The organism is Gilliamella sp. BG2 (assembly GCF_046635645.1).
GTDB classification, from domain to species: Bacteria; Pseudomonadota; Gammaproteobacteria; order Enterobacterales; family Orbaceae; genus Gilliamella; species Gilliamella bombi.
In genome coordinates this window covers 224,389-236,612 of the sequence record NZ_JBIDFF010000001.1, presented here as the reverse complement: position 1 = coordinate 236,612, position 12,224 = coordinate 224,389, and the positions used below count along the sequence as shown (strand labels likewise).

The window sequence follows — 12,224 nt, the reverse complement described above, 5'->3', positions numbered from 1 at the left end:
GTTGTGCCATTGTTGGCTTAAGCCGTTGTGCTTACTATTATCAACCTAAGTTACAGGATGATTCGGTGATTGTTTCGATGTTGAATGCTATCACAGACCGGCATTTACGCTGGGGCTTTCCTAAATGCTTTAATCGTATCAAAAAGCTCGGCTATAAATGGAATCATAAACGGGTATATCGGGTGTATTGTGAATTAAAACTTAATCTCAGGATAAAGCGTAAACAGCGCATTCCTCCACGAAGTCCAGAAAGGCTATCAGCACCCAATAAACAAGGTGAATGTTGGTCAATGGATTTTATGAGTGACAGTAGTCGTAATCAATGCCGGTTTAGAACTTTCAATGTCATCGATGGCTTTAATCGTGAGGCGCTAGGCATTGATATTGCAGTAAGCTTACCGGCAGGGAGAGCTACCCGTTACTTAGATAAATTGGCTGAATATCATGGGTATCCATTAAAAATACGGGTCGATAATGGGCCAGAATTTACAGGAAAAACCTTTATAAACTGGGCTAAATTACATGATATAACCATTGATTATATCCAGCCCGGTAGTCCTTATCAAAATGGCTTTATTGAACGATTTAATCAGTACCTATCGTACTGAAGTACTCGATTTATATCTTTTTAACAACTTAGCACAAGCAAGGAGAATAACCGAAGAATGGTTAACGATTTATAACACCGAAAGACCGCATGAGGCATTAAATAACATGACACCGATTGAGTATAAAACACTAAAACAAGCAGCTTAATTTTCTACGTGAGTTGTGTACTAAGTTTGGGGTATTTACAGAGCCATCTAGGAACACCCATTCAAAATCCGCTAGTTGTGATAAATGTTTGAAAATATCAACTAATATTCCTTTTTTAGACCACAAATTAAATCGCCTATAGACGGTGCTCCATCCACCAAACTCTTCTGGCAAATCTCGCCAAGGAATACCGGTTCTCATTCGGAAAAGGATCCCTTCAAACGTCATCCGATGCTCGGATTTATTATAAACCCGGCCGGTATTTTTCATTATTTGTAGTAGCTTTTCCCACCGTTTATCTGTTAGCATTGTTCTTGGCATGATGAATCGAGTTATGGTTGTTTTTGACAGAATTATTATAACTCACATCATGCCGTCTAAAAAATAATCACGAAAGATCAACACGCCCTAGTAATTATATTATTTTATAGACGATAATATATTCGATGAATGTGCTATTTTACTATTACCATTTTAAATTTTCAGCCATCAAAATTAATTTATGAGGGGGGATGTGATATGCCATATAAAACACGTGAAGATTTACCTGATTCAGTACGCCATGTCTTGCCTGAACATGCGCAAGATATTTTTAAAGAAGCATTTAATAGTGCAATTAAGGAATATCAAGATCCGCATAAACGGCGTGATAACAGTGCACCAGAAACGATTGCTTTTAAAGTAGCTTGGGCTGCTGTCGAAAAGGTTTATCACAAAGGTGAAGATGGTAAATGGGTAGCTAAATAGATATTTAAATGGTTTAAGTTGAGCAACACAGCTTAATATTTTGAAAAATTTATTTTTTGTATATTTATTTAGGAGATATATATATGTATATTTGTACACTTACTTATGTGAAGCCCATTACCGAAGTAGAAAAATATTTGTCACAGCATATTGATTATCTTGAGGACTATTACCGATCGGGACATTTTATTGCATCAGGTCCAAAAGTCCCTCGTACAGGTGGTGTGATTATTTGTCGTGCTGAGAATAAAGAGCAAGCGCTAGCAATATTACAAAAAGATCCGTTTTATATTCATCATATTGCTCAATATGAGATTATCGAGTTTGTGCCATCAAAATATACTGATGGGTTTGAAGAATTTATTTAAAAGTTAACTTCAAATATTTAAAGTTTATTATTCATTTTTGTGATATTTATCACATTTCGGTAAATATCACAAAAAGCTGCACATTTCACTAATCACCTGTCCTCTCCAGATATACTTATATTTTTCCTGATCAATACGGAAAAAGTTGGTTAGTAATTCTATTTTTTTCCTTTTATACTAAATTTGAATTATCAATAAACACAGGTACTTAATTATGAAAAATAGAGGTTTACCAAAAGATTTTTTGTGGGGTGGTGCTGTTGCTGCTCATCAATTAGAAGGTGCTTGGCAAGTTGGTGGAAAAGGAATAAGTGTCGCTGATGTGATGACTGTTGGTTCACCAAAAAGTTATCGTAAAATTACTGAAGGTGTTATTGAAGGTGAATATTATCCTAATCATGAAGCTATCGATTTTTATCATCATTATAAAGATGATATTAAGTTATTTGCTGAAATGGGTTTTAAATGTTTTCGTACTTCTATTGCTTGGACTCGTATCTTTCCAAAAGGTGATGAACTTGCACCAAATGAAGATGGGTTAAAATTTTATGATGATCTTTTTGATGAATGCTTAAAATACAATATTGAGCCAGTTGTTACACTTTCTCATTTTGAATTACCTTATTACCTTGTTACTGAGTATGGTGGATTCCGTAATCGTAAATTAATTGATTTTTTTGTCCGTTTTGCTGAGGTATGTTTTGATCGCTATAAGAATAAAGTCAAATATTGGATGACTTTTAACGAAATCAATAATCAAGCTAACTTTAATGAAGATTTTGCACCGTTTACTAATTCAGGTATTTTCTATAAACAAAGCGACGATCGCGAGCAGATTATGTATCAAGCTGCACATTATGAATTAGTTGCTAGTGCTAAAGCGGTACAAATTGGTCATGCTATTAATCCTGATTTTAAAATAGGCTGTATGTTGGCGATGATCCCTATCTATCCAGAGACTTGTAAACCAGGTGATATTCTAATGGCACAAAAGGCTATGGAGCGTAAATATTTTTTTGGTGATGTTCATGTCCATGGAGAGTATCCAAACCATATTAAAAATTATTGGCAACGTAAAGATTTTAAACTTGATATCACCAATCAAGATCTTGAGATCTTGAAAAATGGAACAGTTGATTACATTGGCTTTAGTTATTACATGTCTAATGCAATTAGGAAGAAAGAAGATAATGAAAGCTATGAATATAACGAAAAAACCGATCTGATCGGCAATCAATATGTTAAAAAATCAGATTGGGGTTGGCAAATCGATCCTGAGGGACTTCGTTATACACTTAATTGGTTAACTGATATGTATCGTTTACCGCTTTTCATAGTTGAAAATGGTTTTGGCGCCTACGATAAAGTCGAAGCTGATGGTAGCGTGCACGATGCTTACCGTATTGATTATCTGCGTGAACATATTAAACAAATGAAACTTGCTGTTGAAGAAGATGGGGTTGATTTGATGGGATACACTCCTTGGGGATGTATTGATCTTGTTTCAGCAGGGACAGGTGAAATGGAAAAACGTTATGGATTTATCTATGTTGATAAAGATAACGAAGGTAACGGTTCACTAAAACGTAGTCGCAAATCCTCGTTCACATGGTTTAAAAAAGTCATTGAGTCTAATGGCGAAGTCTTATAAAGCATAACTATTTCTAGGGGAATTTATGAAAAAAGCATTAATCATTTGTGCGGCAGGTATGTCATCATCATTAATGGCTAAAAAAGTAACAGAATATTTTGCTAGCAAAGATAAAACAATTTTGGTTGATGCAGTCTCGGCAACCGAAGGCGGAAATATGATTCAAAATAGTGATTTTTCACTCTTTTTAATTAGCCCGCAAACTATGATGATGCTTGATAAATTTAAAAAACTGGGGGAAGAAGTCGGTAAGCCTGTTGTGAGTATTCCTTTTCAGGCTTATATACCCGTTCAATCAGGCATTGAACAATTGGCTAAGTTAGTAGAGGAGAATATAAACTAATTTAAATCAATATATATCGGCTTTAGCGATATGATTTGGCGTTGTGAATAGATTATTAAAATAGCAGCGCCTTACTATCTTACGTTGGTGTGTGGTGTACTTATGTTATGTAATAGTTAAAAGTATTCACTATATTATTAATAATATGGTTTTAGTTGACACAGGTATGGATGATAGTGATTAAAAATAAACAGCGTGACCTTATTAGTTTATTAGTTCGTTCTAAAGATATATTCAAAAGTAGTGCATTACTAGCAAATGAGTTAGCATTATCAGATCGTACTGTTCGCACTTATCTTAATGATTTGAAATCGTTAATTGAAAGTCACGGTGGATCTATTATTAGTAAACAAGGTTATGGTTACAAATTACAAATTAAAGATAGAACAGCTTTCAATTTATTTTTAATTGAGCATCATTTATTAGATCGCAATGTAGAACAAGCAAATTGTCGAGAAGTATGTCAGAGAAAACACCATATTCTTAATTTATTATTATTAGAAAGCCAAAAAATCGATATAGAAGCATTAGCTGAACAATTATTTATTAGTTCTTCTCAACTAAATAAAGATATTTTAGAAATCAAACACCAACTCCAACCTTATGGGCTTACTATTAAAAAAAGTCAATCTCTGTTTTATATTGAAGGTGAGGAAAAAGCAAAACGACATTTTATTTTGAGCTATTTTTTTCATGAAGAATCGATTAATTTTCTGCAGCATCTAACTTATTTAAACAAGTTCAATGATGTAATTGGCTTAGATACGTTAACCATTATTATTTTAGATGAGTGTCGTGAGGCAAAAATAAAATTATCTGATGTAATGATACAAAACATCGTCTTGCATTTATCATTAAGTATCAAACGGTTACAGTTAGGGCTTTCTATTCAAAATCTTGATATGCCACAATCTACTAAAAAGAAATTGGAATATCAAGTCGCTAAAAAAATCATCAATAGAGTAGAAAAAGTGATTGGTTTTTGTTTTCCCAAAGAAGAACAAATGTATTTAACATTGCATTTGATTAGTAAATCAAATTTTATTCAGAATGATTTTAACTCCGAGCTGTATTTATCTTTGACTAATTTATTATTTAGAATACAGCAAGAAACTGGATATTTATTTTTAAACGATGAGCAATTGAAAAATGGAATTATTCAGCACCTAAAACCGATGATTGTCCGTTTAGAACAGCATATAAAATTGAAAAACCCATTGCTTGATGAAATTAAAACAAACTCTCCAGAATTGTTTGAGTTAGTTAAAAAATACCTTAACCAGCTTCCTGAACTTAAAAAATTTACGATTCCTGATGATGAATGGGGTTATTTGACTTTGCACTTTTTAGCTTCGATAGAAAAGTTAAAAAATGAACAAAAGGCTAAAGTGTTAATTATTTGTGCAACTGGGCAGGGTAGTGCTCAACTACTAAAAAATCGCGTTGAATGCGAGTTTAATGAAAGAATCAAAATCGTTGCAACGCAAGGCTATTATGAAATTGAACCCAAAGTATTGGATAAGGTTGATTTTATTATCTCGTCAGTTGATCTATCATCAAAAGTATTTAAAGTCCCTGTTTTTCACGTCTCTGTATTTTTTACAGAAGATGATATACAAAAAATTCGTCGTCATTTATCGTCACCAATTATGCTTATCTCGGCACATACAGAGCCAATATCAACATTTGCATCATCAAATACTTTAGATCATCTTAGTAATGTTGAACAAATGGTAGATGAATTATCCGCTGATTATTTCTACCAATGCAGTGGTACCCAAAGTAAAGCACAAGTTTTAGATGGTTTGCTTGATCTTTTAGTACTAAATGAAGATAACAATTATAAACAAAAGATGATAGAGCAAATGGAGAATCGTAACATATTAGGTGATATTTTCTTTAGCCCAACTATCGTAGTGCCACATCCGGCAATGCCTGTGGGAAAATTGTCTAAAATTGGTATTGCAATTATTCCTGATGGATTATTTTGGGATCACAATTATCCAAAAATTCACTTTATCTTTATGATTTCACCATCTATTTATCAAAACCCGACTTTATCAATGATGACAAAAGCTATTGTCAAATTGATTGACGATTTAGAAATGCAAACAAAACTGTTAAAAACACAAAACTTTAACCAATTTAAACGACTTTTTATCCAACTTATTGAAAAAGAGGTATAGCAATGAATAAAGACATGAGCTCAGAGGATATTCAACTTATTGCTTTTAATATTATTTTGTATAGTGGTAATGCTAAAACTAAAATCCACGAGGCTTTTAAGACGATGAGACAAGCTGATTTTATTGGCGCAAATCAGCTTCTTGAAGAAGCGAATAAAGAAATCTTACAAGCACACCATTCCCAAACAGAACTACTGCAAAATTATGCCAATGGTACCAAAATCACAATGGAAATTATTATGGTACATGCACAAGATCACTTAATGACAACCATGAGCTTTCGAGAAATGGCAATTGAAATGTTACATCTATATGAAAAACATCATGAGTTAGAAATAAAACTAAAAAGCTAAATAAGGAGTGGCATAATGACAGAAAATCTAACAATGCATAAAAAAATCAGCCTAACTAACCTTAAGTTTAATCGATTTTTAGTGATTCGCTATACCACTGCATTTTTTTTATTTTTGAATCTTTATTGGGCAACCTTTCTAATAGGTTCATTGTCAATAGTCGCTATTTTACCGCTTACTCTTTTTGTTTTGGGCATACTTACCACATGGGAACAAATTAAGCTTTATCGTAATCATTGCAACAAATTGCCTTATGCAAGATTATTTTATCGTACTTTAGCGATAGTCTTTACGGCACTCATTATTACTCTCTATACCCCTTTGTATCAAATTTTCTATCCATTTTTAAAACAGACGCAAGATACATTACATGTATTGGCGATATTACAGGTATTGAGTTTAATTATTACGTTTTTAATGCTTAAAAAGCTAAATAATATTCAACATAATCGGGATCAGCATTTTAAAAGAATCCAAGCTTACGAAAAATTTATTAATTAAAAGAGGACAATAAAATGAATACGGGATTTGTTATTTTGCAGAAATATCTGATGACGCCCATGGCTAAAATATCGCAATTTAAAATTGTTCGAGCAGTAATGGCTGCGGGGATGGCGTCTGTACCTTTTTCTATTGTAGGTTCAATGTTTTTAGTATTTAACACATTGCCAATGACATTTACGGGATTAGAAGTTTTTTTTGAAAATACTTTTTTTAGAGTGAGTGATCTTTATATGATTGCTAACACAGCGACAATCGGTATTTTGGCTCTTTATTTTAACTTTGTTGTTGGTTATGAACTAACTAAAATCGAAGCAGAAGAAACAGGCCTTAAAGTTAATGCTCTTAATGGTGCGATGTTATCTGTTTTTGCCTTTTTCATGACTTTGCCTGAACTGATCATGCAAAATGGGGTTATTACCTTACTTAATGATCAAAATAATTTAGTCTTTAATGGGCTACGCTTACAACCATTTATCTTTCGCTTGGGTACATCAGGTATATTTATTGCAATAGTTATGGCCATTGTGGCAACTAACCTCTATTTTTTATGTGTTAGACGAAATTGGGTTGTAAAAATGCCTGAAACAGTGCCATTAGGTGTTTCGCGATCTTTTACCGCACTGATCCCAACTTTTGTAATTGCCTTTTTTGTGATCATTGTTAATGGTATTTTCATCTATTTTGGTACTGATATTTTCAATATTATAGCTGTACCGTTTGCTTTTGTAACCAATCTTACCAAAAGCTGGTTGGGTATTATGGTTATCCTATTTTTAATCCATGCGCTATGGGTGGTTGGGATCCATGGTGCCAGTATTATTGGAGCATTTATTACCCCTATTATGTTAACTAATATGACTGAAAATACAGCGGGAGCACATATTCCTTTTGCTGGTGAATTTAATAATTCACTCGTGATTTTAGGGGGATCAGGTTCTACTTTATTAATGACATTTTTTATTGCGTTTTTTGCTAAGTCTAGTCAACTAAAAATTTTAGGACGAGCATCTGCAGTACCCGCAATATTCAATATCAACGAACCAGTTATTTTTGGTATGCCGATTGTATACAATCCTTATTTAGCTCTCCCTTTTTTCTTAGCACCTATGGCTTGCGGAACATTAGGTTATTTGGCTATTAATACTGGATTTATTCATCCAATCATCGCATTAATTCCATGGCCATCCCCAATGGGATTAGGGGCATTTATTAGTACTGGCGGTGATTATAAAGCGGCTATTGTTGCCATATTCTCGGCTATTTTAGCTTTGCTAATCTATATTCCTTTTGTCAAATTATATGACAATAAATTGTATAAAGATGAGCAAGGTAAGTCAGAAAACCAAATTCAAACAGCTTAATTTTTTATATAAGGGCGTATACATTTCATTAAAGATTACGCTCTTTTTTAGCTAAAATCATAAATATCAATTATGCTTATTTTCTCTGAGATTTAAGAAATCATCCCTACTAAATTCACTACTGTTTTATACTCAAACGTAGTGTTTCCTGAAAGTTTTTAACAAAAATCAGTTTTATTTAGACGGAGAATATTTTATTCGCTAACTGTGTTAAGAAAATACATCATTGTTGACATTTTCAGTTAATTTTGTAAAAAATTTTTTACACCAAACGAAAGTATTTTTTAAAACTTCTAGATGAAATTTTATAACAAATTTTAATTATCATCGATTGCATTTCACATTTAATCATCAGTCTCTATTGAGTAAATTATAATTGCGTTAATTATTTTTTAGTTCTAGTAATCTTTGCTACTCCATTAAAATGGTAAATTAGAGTAAATATGTACTATATAACTGATCAATATTCGATCAGTATTTTTGTTTTCTATGCTATATTGATGGTTACCCTTAACTTATTGTTGCATGATCTATTAATGCGCTTTATGTATTTGGGGATTATGTGGGTACGATAAATGATACTTTAATTTGGAGGTACAAAATGTTTTCTCTTAAACGTAAATTGATAAAGTATTGCTACTTTATGGTATTTTTACTGATAAGCCAACAAGTACTAGCTGTCGAAAACGTAACACAAAAATTAACAGCTGCCGCAGTTGCTTCGCCCGATTATTATGGTGCAAAGGCAGCCGAAGAAGTGCTCGAAAAAGGTGGAAATGCAGCCGATGCTGCGGTGGCCACCGCATTTGCTCTTGCTGTTACTTATCCTGAAGCGGGTAACATTGGTGGGGGTGGTTTTATGACTCTTTGGATGGACGGTAAGCCTTATTTTATTGATTATCGTGAAGTTGCACCAAGTAAAGCTGATAAAGATATGTATCTTGATGATCATAAAAATGTGATTCCTAATTTGAGTTTATATTCTTACAAAGCATCGGGAGTGCCTGGAACTGTTGCTGGTATGTGGGCGGTTCATCAGCGTTTTGGTAAATTACCTTGGAAAGAGGTTATAGCACCAGCTATTCGATTTGCCAATGAAGGATTTGTTGTAGACAAACAACTAGTTAAACGTTATCAAGAGGCACAAGAACTTGCGCCTGCTAATGGTCACTTTAAGCAATACTTTGGTTCAATGCAAGAAGGGAAAATATTTAAACAACCTGAGCTTGGTAAAGTTTTAGATCGTATTGCCCAGCAAGGTAGCGATGGATTTTATAAAGGCGAAACGGCTAAATTAATTGCACAACAGATGGAGAAAAATGAAGGTTTAATTACTGAAAATGATTTAGCAAATTATAAGGTTAAATGGCGAGATCCTTTAATTGCTAACTGGCATGATATGCAGATTGTTACTGCTCCACCGCCAAGCTCAGGAGGTGTTGGTTTAATTCAATTATTATTAATGAAACAATATTTAGCGAATGATTTCAAAGAGGTAAAAGTAAATTCAGCGCAATATATTCACTTGTTAGCAGAAATAGAAAAACGTGTTTTTGCCGATCGAGCCGAATATATGGGAGATCCTGATTTTATCTCTGTACCTGTCACTGAATTGATTGATACTAATTATTTAGCGCAGAGAGCGAAACAAGTTAATCCAAAAGCGATTTCGATTACTGAAAAAGTTAAACCAGGTTTAGATAATAATCGTGAAAAGTTACAAACTACACATTTTTCGATTGTGGATAAATGGGGCAATGCCGCATCGAATACTTATACACTTAATGGTTGGTTTGGATCTGCTGTTGTAATAGAAGGCACTGGTATCATTCTAAATAATGAAATGGATGATTTTAGTAGTAAACCAGGTGTTGCTAATCAATTTGGTGTCGTGAGCAAAGATGCTAATGCAATAGAACCAAATAAACGTCCTTTATCTTCTATGACACCAAGTATTTTTATTAAAGATAACAAAGTTGCAATGGTCATTGGTACACCAGGTGGTTCAAGGATTTTTACTTCAATCTTTCAAGTTGTGACAAATGTTTTTGATAATCATATGTCATTAAAAGCGGCAATGGATGCTCCGCGTTATCATCATCAACTATTACCAGCGAATCTTATCTTTATTGAGCGTTTTCAAAATAAAGTGCCAGAAAAGTTAAAAGATAAACTTAAACAGATGGGTTATCATTTTAAACAGCAAGATTTTAGCGGTGATATTCAAGCCATAAAAATTACCGACAATAAACCCGAAGCCGTATCAGATATTCGAGGTCGAGGTAAATCAATTATTGTGAAATAGATAATAAAAGACCCGCCATAATGACGGGTCTTTTTGTATTTATTGTTGGATAATTATTCAGGAATAATATCAATAATAAGTTTAGCAAATGCTTCGCTGTGTACTTGGAAGAACACTTCATGTTCACCAGTAGTACGCAGTACACCATTTGGTAAGCGAACTTCGCTTTTTGATACTTGAATACCACGAGCTTTAACAGCATCAGCGATATCACGAGTACCGATTGAACCAAATAATTTGCCTTCATCACCGGCTTTAGAAGTAATAGTTACTTTACCAAGTGCATTGATTTGAGCAACACGCTCTTCAGCTGCTTTCAATGTTTCTGCAAGCTTAGCTTCTAATTCAGCACGACGAGCTTCAAAGAATTCGATATTCTTTTTAGTTGCTGATACAGCTTTACCTTGTGGAATTAAAAAGTTACGTGCGTAACCTGCTTTAACATTAACTTGATCACCTAAGCTGCCTAAATTAGCAACTTTATCGAGTAGAATAATTTGCATTATATGTTCCCTCTGTTGCTAATTACTGATGATTATCAGTATATGGTAATAATGCCAAGTAACGAGCGCGTTTGATTGCGCGAGCTAATTGACGTTGATATTTTGCGCTAGTACCAGTGATACGGCTTGGTACGATTTTACCACTTTCTGTGATATAACTTTTTAATAAAGAAACATCTTTATAATCAATTTCTTTAACGCCTTCTGCAGTAAAACGGCAGAATTTGCGACGACGGAAATAACGTGCCATTTGGCTATTCTCCTAATAGTTTAACTTGGTCAGCATGTAAAACAAGTTGGCTTGTTTGGTTACGTTTAGTATGTGTGCTTATAAAGCCACTAACTAAAACTTTGCTGCCTTTTTTTATGTAACTTAGCTCTTGTTGTCCACTAACAATCACAGGCATTATGCACCATGCTTGTCTTGTAAGTTCTGCTTCGATTTGTTTAGAAACGTGTTCTAAATAAAATTGACAATGCGAGATCCCACTTGGACTGATTTTTCGTATCGGAGTTTTTTTTACAATACCCGATAACATTAAACGATTATTCGTCGGAATCATCGTCCATGGTTACTTCGTTAAAATCTTCTTCAGAACTACGACGTTCATCTTTGGCTTTTAACATAGGTGAAGCTTCAGTTACAGCGTGTTTTGTGCGCATAATTAAACTGCGAATTACTGCATCATTGAAACGGAAGCTATCTTCAAGCTCGTTAACAGCTTCTTGAGTTGCTTCAACATTCATTAACACGTAATGTGCTTTGTGCAGTTTTTCGATAGGATAGGCTAATTGACGACGACCCCAATCTTCTAAACGATGGATTTTGCCACCATCAGTGGTTAACGTACCAGTATAACGTTCAATCATACTAGGTACTTGTTCACTCTGATCTGGGTGAACCATAAATACTATTTCGTAATGACGCATTATCGCTCCCTACGGATTAATCAGCTTTCTGTCGGGGCAACCGCAACCCATTGAAAGCAAGGAACATGAAAAATAGGCGGTTGAAATCGACGAGGCATTATATATCAAGTTATTGGGTTTGACAAATGAATATGCCAAGATTCTTTGTAAGACAGTGTCACTTTTAGTTGATAGGAAGTATCTGTTTTTATGACTGTTTTTTATGAAATTCTTTTGA

15 protein-coding genes and 1 pseudogene are annotated in these 12,224 nt (G+C 33.8%); 11 read left to right on the top strand and 5 right to left on the bottom strand.

The window, feature by feature from the left end; all coding sequences use genetic code 11:
• Together ACGH6Q_RS01030 and ACGH6Q_RS01025 are read left to right on the top strand one after the other, a co-directional pair.
• The coding region (locus ACGH6Q_RS01030) for a DDE-type integrase/transposase/recombinase (RefSeq protein WP_411591494.1) at positions 1 to 608 on the top strand (608 nt) is incomplete at its 5' end.
• Positions 577 to 756: an integrase core domain-containing protein gene (locus ACGH6Q_RS01025; RefSeq protein WP_411591493.1), complete on the top strand. Its 180-nt coding sequence runs from the start codon at positions 577 to 579 to the stop codon at positions 754 to 756. The genes ACGH6Q_RS01030 and ACGH6Q_RS01025, both read left to right, overlap by 32 nt.
• Before the next feature lie 36 nt (positions 757 to 792).
• Here the strand turns inward: ACGH6Q_RS01025 and ACGH6Q_RS01020 are convergent.
• Positions 793 to 1,077 (bottom strand): annotated as a pseudogene (locus tag ACGH6Q_RS01020) (transposase); the annotation flags it as partial.
• Positions 1,078 to 1,275: 198 nt separating this feature from the next.
• Between ACGH6Q_RS01020 and ACGH6Q_RS01015 the strand changes: the two are divergent.
• From ACGH6Q_RS01015 to ggt, 9 genes are all read left to right on the top strand, one after another.
• Positions 1,276 to 1,503, top strand: coding sequence for a ChaB family protein (locus ACGH6Q_RS01015; protein ID WP_065590864.1), 228 nt, complete (start codon positions 1,276 to 1,278; stop codon positions 1,501 to 1,503).
• Positions 1,504 to 1,586: 83 nt separating this feature from the next.
• Positions 1,587 to 1,871: a YciI family protein gene (locus ACGH6Q_RS01010; RefSeq protein WP_091347487.1), complete on the top strand. Its 285-nt coding sequence runs from the start codon at positions 1,587 to 1,589 to the stop codon at positions 1,869 to 1,871.
• A gap of 214 nt (positions 1,872 to 2,085) precedes the next feature.
• On the top strand, positions 2,086 to 3,522 hold the full coding sequence (locus ACGH6Q_RS01005; RefSeq protein ID WP_411591492.1) for a 6-phospho-beta-glucosidase: 1,437 nt from the start codon (positions 2,086 to 2,088) through the stop codon (positions 3,520 to 3,522).
• A gap of 25 nt (positions 3,523 to 3,547) precedes the next feature.
• On the top strand, positions 3,548 to 3,865 hold the full coding sequence (locus ACGH6Q_RS01000; protein ID WP_065590867.1) for a PTS cellobiose transporter subunit IIB: 318 nt from the start codon (positions 3,548 to 3,550) through the stop codon (positions 3,863 to 3,865).
• Positions 3,866 to 4,041: 176 nt separating this feature from the next.
• Positions 4,042 to 6,051, top strand: coding sequence for a BglG family transcription antiterminator (locus ACGH6Q_RS00995; protein ID WP_411591490.1), 2,010 nt, complete (start codon positions 4,042 to 4,044; stop codon positions 6,049 to 6,051).
• A gap of 14 nt (positions 6,052 to 6,065) precedes the next feature.
• A complete protein-coding gene (locus ACGH6Q_RS00990) occupies positions 6,066 to 6,404 on the top strand; it encodes a PTS cellobiose transporter subunit IIA (RefSeq protein ID WP_363319047.1) in 339 nt (112 codons plus the stop codon).
• 15 nt (positions 6,405 to 6,419) lie between these two features.
• On the top strand, positions 6,420 to 6,905 hold the full coding sequence (locus ACGH6Q_RS00985; RefSeq protein WP_411578896.1) for a hypothetical protein: 486 nt from the start codon (positions 6,420 to 6,422) through the stop codon (positions 6,903 to 6,905).
• A 14-nt stretch (positions 6,906 to 6,919) separates the two neighbouring features.
• Positions 6,920 to 8,269 (top strand): PTS cellobiose transporter subunit IIC, encoded by a 1,350-nt coding sequence (gene celB / locus ACGH6Q_RS00980; protein WP_065590869.1) that lies wholly within the window; start codon positions 6,920 to 6,922, stop codon positions 8,267 to 8,269.
• Between the two features lie 643 nt (positions 8,270 to 8,912).
• Entirely contained in the window at positions 8,913 to 10,574 is a 1,662-nt protein-coding gene (gene ggt, locus ACGH6Q_RS00975; RefSeq protein WP_366940487.1) for a gamma-glutamyltransferase, read from the top strand.
• A gap of 53 nt (positions 10,575 to 10,627) precedes the next feature.
• Here ggt and rplI read toward each other — a convergent pair whose 3' ends face one another.
• Genes rplI through rpsF form a run of 4 tightly spaced genes read right to left on the bottom strand, consistent with a single transcriptional unit; the run spans position 10,628 to position 12,007 of the window.
• Positions 10,628 to 11,077, bottom strand: a complete 450-nt coding sequence (rplI, locus tag ACGH6Q_RS00970; RefSeq protein ID WP_085165048.1) for a 50S ribosomal protein L9 — start codon at positions 11,075 to 11,077, stop codon at positions 10,628 to 10,630.
• Between the two features lie 22 nt (positions 11,078 to 11,099).
• The gene (gene rpsR, locus ACGH6Q_RS00965) at positions 11,100 to 11,327 is read right to left on the bottom strand and encodes a 30S ribosomal protein S18 (RefSeq protein WP_025314965.1); all 228 of its coding nucleotides are present in this window, start codon (positions 11,325 to 11,327) and stop codon (positions 11,100 to 11,102) included.
• Positions 11,328 to 11,331: 4 nt separating this feature from the next.
• Positions 11,332 to 11,640: a primosomal replication protein N gene (gene priB, locus ACGH6Q_RS00960; RefSeq protein WP_065560729.1), complete on the bottom strand. Its 309-nt coding sequence runs from the start codon at positions 11,638 to 11,640 to the stop codon at positions 11,332 to 11,334.
• Positions 11,624 to 12,007 carry a 30S ribosomal protein S6 gene (gene rpsF, locus ACGH6Q_RS00955; RefSeq protein WP_065590872.1) on the bottom strand — a complete coding sequence of 128 codons (384 nt, stop codon included), beginning with the start codon at positions 12,005 to 12,007 and terminating at the stop codon, positions 11,624 to 11,626. Before rpsF ends, priB begins: the two co-directional genes overlap by 17 nt.
• Between the last annotated feature and the right edge of the window lie 217 nt (positions 12,008 to 12,224).

Excerpts from the sequence above, each read along its gene's own strand:
- ACGH6Q_RS01015 (WP_065590864.1), top strand. The coding sequence starts at position 1,276 with ATGCCATATAAAACACGTGAAGATTTACCTGATTCAGTACGCCATGTC.
- ACGH6Q_RS01010 (WP_091347487.1), top strand. The coding sequence starts at position 1,587 with ATGTATATTTGTACACTTACTTATGTGAAGCCCATTACCGAAGTAGAA.
- ACGH6Q_RS01005 (WP_411591492.1), top strand. The coding sequence starts at position 2,086 with ATGAAAAATAGAGGTTTACCAAAAGATTTTTTGTGGGGTGGTGCTGTT.
- ACGH6Q_RS01000 (WP_065590867.1), top strand. The coding sequence starts at position 3,548 with ATGAAAAAAGCATTAATCATTTGTGCGGCAGGTATGTCATCATCATTA.
- ACGH6Q_RS00990 (WP_363319047.1), top strand. The coding sequence starts at position 6,066 with ATGAGCTCAGAGGATATTCAACTTATTGCTTTTAATATTATTTTGTAT.
- ACGH6Q_RS00985 (WP_411578896.1), top strand. The coding sequence starts at position 6,420 with ATGACAGAAAATCTAACAATGCATAAAAAAATCAGCCTAACTAACCTT.
- celB (WP_065590869.1), top strand. The coding sequence starts at position 6,920 with ATGAATACGGGATTTGTTATTTTGCAGAAATATCTGATGACGCCCATG.
- ggt (WP_366940487.1), top strand. The coding sequence starts at position 8,913 with ATGGTATTTTTACTGATAAGCCAACAAGTACTAGCTGTCGAAAACGTA.
- rplI (WP_085165048.1), bottom strand. The coding sequence starts at position 11,077 with ATGCAAATTATTCTACTCGATAAAGTTGCTAATTTAGGCAGCTTAGGT.
- rpsR (WP_025314965.1), bottom strand. The coding sequence starts at position 11,327 with ATGGCACGTTATTTCCGTCGTCGCAAATTCTGCCGTTTTACTGCAGAA.
- priB (WP_065560729.1), bottom strand. The coding sequence starts at position 11,640 with ATGATTCCGACGAATAATCGTTTAATGTTATCGGGTATTGTAAAAAAA.
- rpsF (WP_065590872.1), bottom strand. The coding sequence starts at position 12,007 with ATGCGTCATTACGAAATAGTATTTATGGTTCACCCAGATCAGAGTGAA.